This window comes from Streptomyces sp. NPDC058872 (assembly GCF_042743065.1).
Lineage (GTDB): Bacteria > Actinomycetota > Actinomycetes > Streptomycetales > Streptomycetaceae > Streptomyces.
Genome location: NZ_JBHYMK010000028.1, coordinates 80,814 through 93,351 on the forward strand (window position 1 = coordinate 80,814; position 12,538 = coordinate 93,351).

Annotated in this window: 9 protein-coding genes; 2 read left to right on the forward strand and 7 right to left on the reverse strand. The window is 69.7% G+C overall.

Going from position 1 to position 12,538, the window contains the following annotated elements:
- Positions 1-120: 120 nt before the first annotated feature.
- Positions 121-855: an alpha/beta hydrolase gene (locus ACFW22_RS19485; RefSeq protein ID WP_386405900.1), complete on the reverse strand. Its 735-nt coding sequence runs from the start codon at positions 853-855 to the stop codon at positions 121-123.
- A 100-nt stretch (positions 856-955) separates the two neighbouring features.
- Here ACFW22_RS19485 and ACFW22_RS19490 point away from each other — a divergent pair, with 100 nt between their 5' ends.
- Positions 956-1,909, forward strand: coding sequence for a helix-turn-helix transcriptional regulator (locus ACFW22_RS19490; RefSeq protein WP_386405903.1), 954 nt, complete (start codon positions 956-958; stop codon positions 1,907-1,909).
- 987 nt (positions 1,910-2,896) lie between these two features.
- Here ACFW22_RS19490 and ACFW22_RS19495 read toward each other — a convergent pair.
- The 5 genes from ACFW22_RS19495 to ACFW22_RS19515 are packed head-to-tail and all read right to left on the reverse strand — an operon-like array spanning position 2,897 to position 8,818.
- Positions 2,897-3,895: a LacI family DNA-binding transcriptional regulator gene (locus tag ACFW22_RS19495; protein WP_386405906.1), complete on the reverse strand. Its 999-nt coding sequence runs from the start codon at positions 3,893-3,895 to the stop codon at positions 2,897-2,899.
- A gap of 22 nt (positions 3,896-3,917) precedes the next feature.
- Positions 3,918-5,669 carry a glycoside hydrolase family 36 protein gene (locus ACFW22_RS19500; RefSeq protein ID WP_386405909.1) on the reverse strand — a complete coding sequence of 584 codons (1,752 nt, stop codon included), beginning with the start codon at positions 5,667-5,669 and terminating at the stop codon, positions 3,918-3,920.
- 1 nt (position 5,670) lies between these two features.
- Positions 5,671-6,546, reverse strand: coding sequence for a carbohydrate ABC transporter permease (locus ACFW22_RS19505; protein ID WP_386405912.1), 876 nt, complete (start codon positions 6,544-6,546; stop codon positions 5,671-5,673).
- Positions 6,543-7,472 carry a carbohydrate ABC transporter permease gene (locus ACFW22_RS19510; RefSeq protein WP_386405915.1) on the reverse strand — a complete coding sequence of 310 codons (930 nt, stop codon included), beginning with the start codon at positions 7,470-7,472 and terminating at the stop codon, positions 6,543-6,545. The genes ACFW22_RS19505 and ACFW22_RS19510 overlap by 4 nt, the downstream gene beginning before the upstream one ends.
- Positions 7,472-8,818 carry an ABC transporter substrate-binding protein gene (locus tag ACFW22_RS19515; RefSeq protein WP_386405918.1) on the reverse strand — a complete coding sequence of 449 codons (1,347 nt, stop codon included), beginning with the start codon at positions 8,816-8,818 and terminating at the stop codon, positions 7,472-7,474. The genes ACFW22_RS19510 and ACFW22_RS19515 overlap by 1 nt, the downstream gene beginning before the upstream one ends.
- 214 nt (positions 8,819-9,032) lie before the next feature.
- Between ACFW22_RS19515 and ACFW22_RS19520 the strand changes: the two genes are divergently transcribed.
- Positions 9,033-10,979: a hypothetical protein gene (locus ACFW22_RS19520; protein ID WP_386405921.1), complete on the forward strand. Its 1,947-nt coding sequence runs from the start codon at positions 9,033-9,035 to the stop codon at positions 10,977-10,979.
- A 90-nt stretch (positions 10,980-11,069) separates the two neighbouring features.
- On the opposite strand, the gene ACFW22_RS19525 is transcribed toward ACFW22_RS19520, so the two are convergent.
- Positions 11,070-12,290, reverse strand: coding sequence for an aminotransferase class V-fold PLP-dependent enzyme (locus ACFW22_RS19525; RefSeq protein WP_386405924.1), 1,221 nt, complete (start codon positions 12,288-12,290; stop codon positions 11,070-11,072).
- Positions 12,291-12,538: the final 248 nt, after the last annotated feature.

Here is a 12,538-nt window from a genome sequence, read left to right on the forward strand (position 1 = left end):
TGCGCGGGACGGTGACCGTGGTGGCCGGGCAGCAGAACGCCTCCCGGGCAATGGCCCGTTCCGGCAGCCGGTGGAGGCGTTCGTGGTCAAGCGCCGGGCCGTGCCTCCCGGTCAGCGCGGTCAGGAGACGGCCGAGTCGAGGACGCCGGCGAGTTCGGTGGGCGCGGAGAGCATCGGCCAGTGCCCGGTGGGCAGGTCGAAGCGCCGCCACGGCGGCTGGTTCAAGAAGGCGAGCATCGGCACGCCTGCGTCCAGCAGCCCTGTGAAGTCATGACAGGCGATCAGGACACGGTCCACACCGGGGCCGAGCTCGGCGGCTTCGGCGAGACGCTGAGTATAGGTGCCGAACGGCTGAGGGGTGGCGTGCGTGCGCAGTTCGTCCAGTCGTCCCGCATCGAGCCCGTCGAGGCTGCTGGACAAACCCAGGACCTCAAACGGCGGCATCGGGAGTCGCCACCCCTGACCCGAAGCGGAGACCTGGTGGCACAGCTCGTCCGCTGCCTGCGGCGGCATGAGGTCGAGCATGCGCATGCCCGCGGCGAACGGAGCACTGTCCACGTAGATCACGCGCCCCAGTCGGTCGCCGAGACGTCCGGCTGCCCCCGTGACCGGGGCAGCCGCATAGCTGTGGGCGACCAGTGTGACGTCGCGCAGGTCGTTCCGCTCGACGAAGCCGGTGATGTCCGCGATGTGGGTGTCCAGGTCCGTCCCGGGGCCACCCCGGTCTGCGTGCTCGGCCATGCCCGTGAGTGTCAGCGGCAGCGCCGTGTGGCCGAGCTCCCGCAGGGCGCGGGTGGTCTCTTTCCAGGCCCACGCCCCGAGCCAGGCTCCGGGGACGAGTACGAAAGTGGCCATGTGATCTCCCAGAAGTAGGTCCTGCGGGGAGCGTAAAGTCGATACCGGACAGAATCCGCCCTGAAATGCAGAGTGATCCGTGTCGCATCCCCTCACCCGCGTGCTGACCCTGCTGGAACTCCTCCAGTCGAACGCCCGCCTCACCGGAACGGAGTTGGCCGACCGCCTGGACACCGATGTCCGCACGGTGCGCCGCTACACGTTCCACCTGCGGGAATTGGGCATCCCCGTGGAGGCCGAGCGCGGCCGCTACGGCGGCTACCGACTGGCCCGTGGCTACCGCATGCCACCTCTGGTCCTCACCAACGACGAGGCCCTCGCCGTCGTCCTTGGCCTGCTCGCAGCAGACCGCCTGGGCATGGGCACCACCGCACCGGCCGCCGCCGGCGCCCTGGCCAAGATCGAGCGGGTGCTTCCCCACGCCCTGCGCGAACCGCTCGCCGCCATGCGGGAGACCCTGTCCTTCACCGCCAACGCCGTGATCGGTCAGGCACCCGGAACCGGTGTCCTGCTGGCACTGGCCCAGGCTTCCCGCGCCCGCACGACCGTCGGCATCCACCACCAGTCCTGGCGCCGAGAACACACCGAACGCGATGTCGACCCCTACGGCGTGGTCTTTCACACCGGCCGCTGGTACGTCGTCGGGCACGACCACCTTCGCGACGGTCTGCGGACGTTCCGCATCGACCGCATCACCTCCGTCACTCCGCGAGCCGACGGCTTCACCGCACCCGACGGCTTCGACCCCGTGGCCCACTTGACTTCGACCCTTGCCCAGGGGCCCTACCCATGGCAGGTCGAAGTGACGGTCCACGGCCCCCTCGAGGAGGTCGCCCGCCGCCTCCACCACTCAGCGGTGACCCTCACCGCCCAGCCCACCGGCGTTCTCGTGCACGCGCGGGCGGAGCGGCTCGACGGCATGGCGCACCTGCTCGCTTCGCTGGAATGGCCCTTCACCATCCACCGTCCCGACGAACTGCGGCAGTCGCTCAAGAAGCTGGCCGTCCGGCTCGTCGAATCCTCAGAACGAACACCGGGAGAAACACTGCAGTGACGACAACCTGCCGCCATCGGGAAGGACCTCGTCCGTCGGAGTCCACAGGGAAGCCGTTGACACCACGGCGAGCCGGCCGCCACGGAGCAACCCTCAAGACCTGCGGGTCGGACTCGGCAGCGGTGCCTCGCGGAACGCGGGGCCTCACGGAGAAGGTGGGTACCGGTGCCGAATTCGACCTGACCCGGCTCCCGTCCTCACGATCGGCAGGATCGCGCGGTGTCTGCCGAACCCGCACGCACTGCCCGGAAGTCGGCGGGGGCTCGCGCGCTTCGTGCCGGCGGCCCGTCAGCCGCCCGGGAACTCGTCGTTCGGATCGAAGGAGTGGTCGTCGGCCGGCAGGTCGTCGAGGACGTCGGAGTGGATCTCGCCGGTGAGCACGGAGAGGACGAACCGGGTGCTGGGCACCGGGTGGTGCTCCCGCTCCGTCAGCCTCCAGCTGCTCGGGACGGGGTTCGGGACCCATCTCCCACCGCCGGGCCAGCACCTCGGCGCGCTCCTCCTTCATGGCCAGGAGGTCGTAGTCGGGGTCCGCACAGTCGGGCTCCAGGATCCAGATCCTCTCGTCGAAGATGCCCCCGCCGTAGGTGTCGACCAGGTGCGCGAAGTCCTCCGGCAGGGCGCGACCCAGGCGCGCCTCGACCTCGTGCCGGTCCCGCGGCCGGCGGTCCGCCGGAGGCGGGACGATCCGGGTGAGCCGTTCCACGTCGGGGTGCACCAGGGTGTCTCCGGAAGAGGGGGCAGGGTTTGGGGACGTTCGGTATGGTGATGTGGCGGGCGGAGATGCGCCTTCATAGGGGCGCAGGCGTCGACCCGGCGACGCTCCGATCGGCACGCCGTGCGGACGTCTCGCACCGCCGACCGCCTACCGGCTGGGCCGTCCCGTGACGGGCCCCGCACTGGAGTCCGCCTGGTGCCACTTCCTCTGGAACCCCGGGATCCCGAACTTCAGGCGTCCGCGATCGAGGGGGAAGGCTTCACGAGGGTTCATGCCCCCGGTGCCGGACCGGTTGAGGCCCGGATCACCAGTTCCGGGTCGAAGAGGAGCTCTCCGGTCGGTACGTCCCGGTTGCTGACGAGCTCCAGGATGCTCCGCCCGACCTCCAGCGCCAGGCGGTCCGTGGGTTGCCGCACCGTCGTCAGGGGCGGGTCGAGGAACTCGGTGATCATCGTCCCGTCGTAGCCGACGACCGAGACGTCACCGGGCACGGAGTACCCCTGGCGGCGGATGCCGCGAATCGCGCCGAGGGCCATGTAGTCGCTCGCCGCCACGACGGCGGTGGCGCCGAGGCCCACCAGGGAAGCACCGGCTGCCTGACCGCCCTCCACCGTGTACGACTGGCGGATCACCCATTGCTCGGCGTCCTCGACACCGCGCCTGCTCATCGCGTCCACGAAGCCGTGGACCCGCCGCTCGGCGGGGTGGTTGCCCGTCGGCCCCGAGGCCATGCCGATCCGGCGATGGCCGAGGCGGTACAGGTGGTCGACGGCCAGCTCCGCCGCGAGCGTGTCGTCCGTGGAGAAGACGGGGGCGGGCACCCCGTCGGCGAACTCGCCGTTGACGCCGATGTAAGGAATGCGGCGGGCACGGAGCAGTTCGTACGTATCGGTGTCGGCGCCCTCCAGCGTGTTGGACGCGGAGAGGAAGACCACGGCCGCGATGCCCTTGTCGACGATGGACGCGATGAACTCGGGCTCCTGCACGCCTCCGGGGAACGCAGGGCAGAGCACGGTCTTCAACCCGTGCGGGGCGAGCGAGGACTCGATGCGCTCGGCGACGTCCGCGAAGAACGGATTCGAGACGCGTTCGGTGACGACGGCGACCAACTGGCCCTGCACCGGTCGTTCGTAACCGAGCTCGACCATGGCGCTCTCGACCGCGTCCCGGGTCTTCTTCGCCACCCCCTGCCGCCGGTTGATCACCCGGCTGACCGTCGCCTCACTCACTCCCGCGCGAGCCGCGATGTCGACGATGCCGACCTTCACTGGTCCCCTTTCGACATGAGGTTCATCCGATGTTCCTGACCAGTGCCAGCCCCATCCGCGGGACGGAAAGGCTCTGCAGGCCCGGGTGGAGGGTTGTCTGACTCCGGTCGATCATACGGCCGTCACATGCATGGATCACGATTTCCACGTGCACGGCGGCGTCCACGACGTCCAGCACGAGACGGTCCGCGTCCGAGGCGTTCACCAGAACCGTTTCCCTGAATTCCGCGGGCCGGACCCGCACCGCGCGCTCGCCGTGCACGGTCAGCACGCTCACCCCGTCGGCCTCGGCCCGCACCAGGGTGTACAGGTCGTCGGGCCGTCCGGGCCGAACGGTTCCGTCGAGGAGCTGCGGACGGAGCCGCCGCCATTGCGCCAGCCAGAAGCGCAGCGCCTCGACGTGGTCGTGCGGCAGCCCGTCGAGTCGGACGGAGACCTGCGGTACCGAGTGCAGGGCCCCGATGAGCTGCCGCGCCGCAGCTTCCACAGGGGCTTCCGCGTTCCACAGCAGAGGGTCGGAGTGTACGGCTCCGCCCACGGCGAGCAAGGCGGTGTCGATCGTGCGCACCCGGTTGGCCGCGGCGTCGCCCGGGCAGTCGAAGGATCGCAGCATGTTGCCGAACGGCACCATGCCCGGACCGACGTACGGCTGTCGAAGCTCGATCAGGAGGTCGGTGCGCTCCGCTTCCAGCGCGGACCGCAGTTCGGTCAGCAGCAGGGTCAGGGCCTGTCCGATGTCGCCGCCGTCACCGGCGTAGACCATGGCCTCATCAAGGAAGTCGATCTTGAGCCCGTCGAGTCCGTGATCGCGGACGAGGGACACGCACGTGTCCACCGCGTGGGCCCGTACCTCAGGTCGGCGCGGGTCGAGGACGTATGCCCCGGGTACGGTCGCCGCCGTCGGTGCGCACGGTGCCCATCGGTCGTAGCAGTCCGCCTCGGGGCCGAGCAGCAGCGGGGCGATCCAGGCCATGTAGCGAAGGCCGGTACGGCGCACGCGGCCCACGTGCCCGGTGAAGTCGGGGAACTTCGAGGGGTCGGGTTCCCAGTCACCGCAGCCGGCGTAGCCGCGACCGCTGCCCAGTCGCTGCCAGCCGTCGTCGAGGATGAGCACTCCACAGCCCGCGTCGACGGCGAGGTCGGCCTGCCGCTCGACGGAGGCGGCGTCCACCTGCTGGTTGAAGGCATACCAGGTGGAGTAGACGGGCAGTCGGGCTGATTCCGGGACGGGCATGGCCTGCGTCCCGGCCGTGAACCAGTCCCGCAGGGCGCCGAGCGCCGAGGCGACCGAGGGGCGGCGCGGCACGAACAGGATGCGGTGCGGCTCCGGGGCCGCGGGCAGTTCGAGGTGCACGACGTAGGTGTCGTTCTCCTCGGACACTCCGAAGCGGAGCCGGATCTCGGGTGCCGGGTCGGTGGCCGCGAAGGTGAGCATGGTCGCCCCGGAGTGGTCGTACAGGCATCCCGTGGCGAATCCGTCGACGAGGCTGACGGTGGATCGCCCCGCCCAGTCGGCAACCAGGGTGCGGGACCAGCCGGCCTTGGGATGCCAGTAGCCGGCGGCGTCCCCCAGGGGGAGGGACAACCGGATCTCGACGGGCGCGTCACCGGCGTCCACGCGCAGCATCCGAAGGCCGTCCGGGAGCTCGGACAGCGTCCACGTCGGTTCGGTTCCGGGAGAGAGGACCGCCATCTCGACGGTGTCGAGCAGCGGCTCGTACGCCGCCGGCGCGAGTTCGGCAGTGGTGACGGCCTCGTGGGTCAGAGCGCTCACGTTACTCCTTGACGGCTCCGGCGAGCAGGCCGGAGACGAAGTGGCGTTGCAGGGCCAGGAAGAGGACGGCCATGGGGATCGCGGCGACGGCCGTCCCGGTGAGGATGGCGCCGTAGTCGGTGTCGTCCACTCCTTGCAGGGAGGCGAGCGCCACCGGGATGGTGTACGACGCTCCGTCGCGCAGCACGATCAGGGGCCAGACGAAGTCGTTCCACTGGTAGAGGAAGAGGAAGATGCCCAGAGCGGCCAGCGCCGGTTTCATGGGCGGAAGGACGACCTCGACGAAGAGCCGGAGCTCCCCGCAGCCGTCCATGCGGCCCGAGTCGAGGAGTTCGTCGGGGAGCGCCGCCATGGACTGCCGCATCAGGAAGATTCCGAAGGGCAGGGCGAGGTTGGGCATGATCACGGCTTGGTAGGTGTCGAGCCACTCCAGCTCGGCCATCAGTGTGAACAGCGGCACCAGGGTGACCTGGGCCGGGATGACGAGGCCCAGCATCAGCAGGCCGAAGAGCGGGTCCCGCCCCTTGAACCGGTACTTGGCGAAGGCGTAGCCGGCCAGTGTGCACACCGCTCCCGCGCACAGCGTGTAGAGGGCGGCGATGCCCAGCGAGTTCAGCACGACGCGGCCGAAGGAGGCCGTCTCCTGCAGGGTGGAGAGGTTCTGCGCGAGGTGCCCGCCGGGGAGCAGGGGCGGCGGGGAGCCGAAGATCTCCTGGGAGTCGTGGGTGCTGGCGATGACGAGCCAGTAGAAGGGGACGAGGACGACGGCGAGGGCGATCGCCAGGCCTGAGGTCAGCATGATGCTGCCGCCACGGCCGGGTCGTGGGCGTCTGCCGCGGGCCGCGGCCCGGCCGGTTCCGGTGGTGTCGGTGGTCATTTCCCGTCTCCCAGGACGCGGAACTGGATCAGCCCGAGGATGCCGATCAGTACGGCGAGGGCGTAGGCGATGGCCGAGGCGTAGCCGAAGTCGAAGTACACGAAGGCGTTCTGGTAGAGGTACACGCCGATGGTGAGGGTGGCGTTGTCCGGTCCGCCGCGGGTGAGGACGTAGGGCTCGTCGAAGATCTGCAGGGTGCCGATGGTGGACAGCACCGTGGTGAGCAGGATCGCCGGTCGCAGTCCCGGAAGCGTCACGTGCAGGAAGGACTTCCACCCGCCTGCGCCGTCGACGGAGGCCGCGTCGTACAGCTCCGTGGGGATGGACTGGAGCCGTGCGAGCAGGATCACTGCGTTGTAGCCGGTGTAGTGCCAGGTGAGGGCCAGGCCCAGGGAGATCTTCGCCCACAGCGGGTCGACGAGCCAGGGCACCTCGCCGATTCCCACCAGTCCCAGCAGCCAGTTCACCAGCCCGTACTTCTCGTTGAGCAGGACCGAGAAGATGAGGCCGTACGCCACCAGGCCGGTGACCATCGGCAGGAAGAACCCGAGCCGGAACACCGCGCGGCCGCGCAGCAGGGCGGAGCCGAAGGCGACGGCCAGTCCGGTGGCCAGCGCCAGCATCACCGGCACCTGGAAGACAAGGATCACGGCGGTGTTCCGCAGGGCGGTCCAGAACAGCGGGTCGCCGAGCAGTCTGGCGTAGTTGTCGGTGCCGACGAAGGTGTCGACGCCCCCGACGGTCCGGTAGAGGCTGAGGACGAAGGAGTGGCCGATCGGGTAGATCTTGAACACGGCGAAGAGCAGCAGCGCCGGCAGGACGAAGGCGTACGGGGCCAGGCGTCGGCCGGTGAACCGTGGCGGGCGCGGCCTCCCGGGCGCGCCCATCGGCGGCTTCATGCGGGTCGGTGAGGTGAGGGCGGTCATCACGCCTTCTTGCGGCCGGTCTGCTGGGCGAGCTGGTCGGCGGCCTCGCGCAGTGCCTCGGCGGGGTCGGCGCCGCTGAGGAGCACCTTCGTCTGGGCGTCCGTGGTGACCTTGAGCGCGCGGGCGTAGTCGGCGGTGTAGTTGAACGCCGGCGAGTCCGCCTTCAGCGCGTCGAAGAAGACCTCGCCCTTCTTCTGACCGCTGAAGAACGTCGACTCGGTGTGGAAGACCGGATCGTCGTAGGACTTCATCAGGGCGGGGGCGATGCCCTTCTCCTTGTAGATCTTCACCTGGTTTTCGGGGCGGGTGAGGACGAACTCGGCAAAGCTCCAGGCGGCGGCCTGCTGCTTGCTGGTGCCGGACACGGCGAGGTGGGTCGAGTTGACGGTGGCACTCGTCAAGCCGCCGCGACGGACGGCCGGGGGCAGGCGCACCCCCCATCTGCCGGCCTCGTCGGGGACGGTTTCCTCGATGATGCCGCCGAACCAGGTGGGCCAGGGAAGTACGGCGGCGGTCCCCTTCTTGATGGAGCTGATCAGCGCGTTCCATCCGCCGGCCAGGTCGCTCACCAGACCGGCGTCGTTCATCCGCTTGATGATCGTCATCGCCTTGACGGCCTCGGGCGAGTCGAGCGTGATCTCGCCGTCCAGGTTGAAGTAGAAGGTGCCCTGCAGTTGCAGCAGCATCTGGAAGAAGTTCGCGGAGTCGGCCTGCGAGGCGGGCTTGTCGATGCCGAGGAGGTACTTCCCGGTCTTGGCCTTGATCTGTCGGCCGGCCTCGATGGCGTCATCCCAGGTGTCGATGGCGTGGACGTCGACGTCCGCGTCCTCGAAGACGTCGGTCCGGTAGTAGAAGCCGGCCGAGTTGGCCTCCCAGGGAAGGGCGTTCACCCGGCCGTCCTTGGACGAGACGGTCTGCCACAGGCCCTTGGCGAAGGCGTCCTCGTACGTGTCCGCGCCGAGCTTGCTCAGGTCGGCGAGGCCGTTGGGGAACTTCTCGACGTAGCCCGGCAGGTAGTCGACCCCGATGTGGAGCACGTCGGCGAGGCCGGCTCCGCCGGCCGCGAGCCCCGTGGTGATCTTGTCCCAGATGGCCGGGTTGCCGATGTCCTGGACGGTGACCTTGATGTCCGGATGCTGCTTGTTGAAGGCCGGCACGAGCGCCTTCATCTCGGCGGCGGGGCCCGCCCAGCTCCAGACCGTGATGTCCCCCTTCTCGGCGTCGCCGGCCGCACCGCCTCCCTTGCCCGTGGCGCCCGTGCCGGAACAGGCGGTGAGGCCTCCCAGACCGACGCCGGCGGCGAGTACGCCGCTTGCCCGCAGAACATTGCGACGGTTCATGCCCATGACACAACCCCTTGCCTCGCGGATCGAAGAGCCAAGCCGGCGAGAGCGCCTGGCTGACGAGAGGCGACGTTAACAATCGGCCAATCTGACTTGCAAGACTTCATTGAAAATTTACTGCCGCATCGAGCAATAGAATCTTGCAGGAGTGTTGCAGGGTCTCAAAGCGCGCTGTTAGCGTCCGGCCACCCACACCGCCGACCGGACCGGAGAACCCATGAGACGCACTCGCCCCGCACGCATGGCCCTCGTCGCCGCCCTGACCCTGCTCACCCCGCTGGTGCTGGACGGCCAGGTCGTCGCGGCGGGCCAGCCACTACTGACCCTCGCGAACCCCGGTTTCGAGCTGGGGTCCACCGGCTGGACCTTCACCCCGGGCACGGGCGTCGCCTCCAACATCCCGCACGGCGGCACCAAGCTGGTCTACCTGGATGCGGGAGCGGGCAGGAAGGTCTCCCAGACGGTCACGGCCGCTGCTCCGGGCACGTACGACTTCTCCGCCTGGATCGCCACCGGCGGCCCCGGAGCAAGGTTCGTCGTCCGGGTCAACGGCGTCACCGTCGGCGCGGTCGCCCTGCCGAGCCGCCCCACCTATGCGCGCCACACGGTCAGCAGGGTGGAACTGAGGGCCGGCGACCGGCTCGAGGCGGCCTTCGAATCCGGGGACGGCTGGGTCAACGCCGACGACCTCATGATCTCGCCGGGCGCCCCCGCAGACCCGGTCGTGACCTCCTCCGATCCGAAGGCCGTCGAGATGTTCGACTGGGCCAAGCGCAAGGCCAACAGCTGGGTCCAGCTGCCGGGCACCGTCGGCCCCCTCAACGTCGACGAGCGCTACCCCTCGGGCTCCGGCACCGCCGTTTACGGGCCGTCCTACTGGGCGGGCTACGCCCACCGCAGCGCCTTCTACTCGCGCGACATGGTCCACCAGCTCGGCGGTGCGGCCGTGCTCGGCCTGCACGAAGAGAACAAGAGCATGTTGCGGGCGTTCGCCGCCTCGTCCACGGTCAAGCACAAGTACTTCCCCGTGTGGGCCGTCAACTTCGACGACGAGACCTACCTGTCGATCGACTACCGCAATCCCCACAGTTACGTACGCGAGGTCCCCGCCCCCTTCGAGCTGGTGGAGAAGGCCGATGAGGCCTACCGCTGGAGCGGCGACCCCGCATATCTGGACGACCCCGTCCTGTGGGACTTCTACCGGCACACCACCGAGGAGTTCATCGCGCTCCACGACGCCCGGAAGCCCAACGGCGTCGCCGAGGGCACGGGCGACGGCATCTTCGCCGGCGCCGCGAGCTACAACGAAGTCGGCGAGGAACGCCTCGCCGAGTCGGGCGACGCCATCGCCTCCCAGTACAGGGCGTACCTGGCCATGGCGGCCCTCGCGGAGAGCAAGGGCGACAGCACGCTGGCCGCCGACTCCGCCGAGAAGGCCGCCGATCTCAAGGAGTACTTCAACACGACCTGGAGCGGCACGGGTTCCGGCGGCGCCATGGTCAGGGGCTACACCGTGGACGGCCAGGCACTCACCGGCTGGGGCAAGGAGAACAGCTGGTTCATGCCCATGAAGCAGCTCATCGACCCCGGAGCACGCAACGACGCCTATCTCGACTACGTCGACCAGCAGGCGAGCGGAGACGGCAAGCCGACCAACATCGAGGCGATCTCCTACCTGCCCGACACCTTCTTCGCCCACGACCGCAACGACACCGCGTGGAAGTGGATGAACTACGTCTACGACCAGCGCAACGTCCAGCACCCGGTGTCCCGGCAGGGACCCAACGGCGACTACCCGGAGGTCTCGTACACCCTGGTCGACCAGACGGTGAAGGGACTGCTGGGCCTCGCACCCGACGCCCCCAACCGGCGGATCACCACACAGTCCCGACTGCCTGCGGGCATGGACTGGCTGAAGATCGACCAACTGGAGATCGGCGGCCAGACCTTCGCACTGCGTCATGACGGTTCCACGAAGTCGACCCTCACCAATTACGGTTCCGCCCCGTACACCTGGGAGGCACGGTTCCCCGGTCAACGCTCGTCGGTCACGGTCGACGGTACGGCCTGGCCGATCAGGACCACGGTCGTCAACGGGACGACGTACACCTACGCAGACATCGCCGTGCAGCCGGGCCGGACGGTGACCGTCGAGGTCGGCTGAGGCACGGGAGGCTGCCCCGCGTACGGGGGCCACACAGCCGCGACCGACGGTGCGGGATCCGACGATGCCGGGTCCCGCACCGCCACCAGATCACCGCTCGCGGGCCCATGCCCCGAGCACGGGAACGCAACGCTCGGCAAAGTGCTCGAAATCGGCCGCCGTGTTGTACACGTGCGTCGAAAGGCGCAGATAGCCGGCGCCTCCGAAGCTGGTGAAGGCGGCGGCGACGCCCAGCTCCCGCCCGACCCGGTCACGGAGCGCGTCGGCCTCTGCACGGCTCGCGGCCAACGGTGCGGGCAGCCGCACCAGCCGCATGGCGCCGACGGGCATGCCCACGTCCACGCGGCAGTCCTGCCCGGTCAGGTCCGAGAACGCCTCGGCGACGATCCGCTCCGCGTGGTCGGCCAGCGCACGCATGTAGCTGCGGGCCTTCTCCCACCCCCAGGTGTCCTGGATGAAGCCGAGGGCCACGGGCGCGGCGAGGTAGCTGGTGGCGTCCACGGTCCCCTGGGCGTCGAACCGGTCGGGGAAGGGCTCACAAGCACCCCACGAGTCGATCAGCGGGTGCACACGCTCGCGCAGCCCGGTGCGCGCGACGAGCACCGCGGTGCCCCGCGGAGCGCAGCCGAACTTGTGGAGATTGCCGACCCAGAAGTCGCACGGGATGCCGGTGAGGGGGTCGTCGACCAGTCCGGGCACGTGCGCCCCGTCCACGAGGACCGGGATGCCCCTCCTGCGTGCTTCGGCGGCGATCCGCGCCACCGGCATCCAGCGCGCCGTTGCCGAGGTGATGTGGTCGAGGACGATGAGACCGGTCTTCTCGCCCAGCGCACCGGTGACGCACGCGTACGCCGTGTCGGCGTCGGCGTCGAGTGGCACACGCGCCGTGCGGACCCGACCGCCCCAGCGCCGGGCCATGCGCTCGGCTCCCATGGTCACGGCGCCGTAGCCGTGATCGGTCACCACCACCTCGCCTCCGGACCGCTCGGGGACGCCGGCGTAGACGACGCTCGCACCGGCGCTGGCATTGGGCACGAGAGCGAGGTCGTCCGCCGCCACCCGCAGGAAGCGGGCAACGGCGCTCCGCGCGGCTGCCACCTTCCGGGGCAATGCGGGAAACCACTGCACGGGCGAGGCCTCCATGCACCGGCGGAGCCGGTCCTGCTCTTCCTGGGCCAGGAGCGGCACCGCCCCGAACGACCCGTGGTTCAGGTGTTTGACCGAGGGGTCGAGCGACCAGGCAGCCGCGGCGGGACGACCGTCGGCCAGCTCCAACGGAGGCGGTGCGGTGGTGCGGTCCGTCGTGTTCACAAGTCTCCCACGGGGCGGGGTAGGGGTCCGGACGGGACGGTGACGAAGCCTTCCGCCGCCCGCAGCCGGCACATGGCGAGGGTGGGAACGGTGCGGCCCGAAGGCGGTGGCGCCATCGGGCCGGGAAAGACGCGCGTGCGGGTCCCCACCGGGGCGCGGTGCCCGAGTCGGCGGGACTCCCGTGGGTCCCCGCCGACTCGGGCACCGGCATCACCTCAGCAGTGTGGCCCCGGCCCAGTCGGCGTGGT

Bases quoted from the DNA above. Each gene is read 5' to 3' on its own strand.
- ACFW22_RS19485 (WP_386405900.1), bottom strand. From the start codon at position 855: ATGGCCACTTTCGTACTCGTCCCCGGAGCCTGGCTCGGGGCGTGGGCC.
- ACFW22_RS19505 (WP_386405912.1), bottom strand. From the start codon at position 6,546: ATGACCACCGACACCACCGGAACCGGCCGGGCCGCGGCCCGCGGCAGA.
- ACFW22_RS19510 (WP_386405915.1), bottom strand. From the start codon at position 7,472: ATGACCGCCCTCACCTCACCGACCCGCATGAAGCCGCCGATGGGCGCG.
- ACFW22_RS19515 (WP_386405918.1), bottom strand. From the start codon at position 8,818: ATGGGCATGAACCGTCGCAATGTTCTGCGGGCAAGCGGCGTACTCGCC.
- ACFW22_RS19520 (WP_386405921.1), top strand. From the start codon at position 9,033: ATGAGACGCACTCGCCCCGCACGCATGGCCCTCGTCGCCGCCCTGACC.